Here is a 437-nt window from a genome sequence, read left to right as displayed (position 1 = left end):
AACCCAGGGTATTGATGCTGACGGGTCTCAGTATCAGCTCCGTCAGAAAGCAGGCACATGCGGTTGGTATTTATCACTTGCTGGCCAAGCCAGCCAGTGGCGAACGCTTGAAACGGGCGTTACTGGAGCTGAAATACCACCCGCAACAAGACTGAACAGACTTACTGGATAGACTTAATCTTAATGTGCCAGCACAGAGCGCCCGGTTGCCCACCGGCGCAAATGCTGTAATTGCTCCGCCATCGTCACCGACAGTGGCTGGGTAGCATTGGCGGCATCGATCAATTGCGCAGTGGTCAGCGGTTGATGTCGGGAGCTGGCACCGTCGGCCACTCCGGATTCCGAACTGGCATACCAGGCTGCTACCACCACCTGCTCAATTTCAGCCCCAGAAAAACCTTCTGTTGCTGCTGCCAGCAATCCCAGATCCACGGCAT

Annotated in this window: 1 pseudogene; it reads right to left on the bottom strand. The window is 55.6% G+C overall.

What is annotated here, in order from left to right:
- Positions 1–180: 180 nt before the first annotated feature.
- A pseudogene (locus Q4563_RS16280) lies at positions 181–437 on the bottom strand (hypothetical protein); the annotation flags it as partial.

The organism is Gilvimarinus sp. 1_MG-2023 (assembly GCF_030548285.1).
This window is presented reverse-complemented; position numbering and strand designations above follow the sequence as displayed.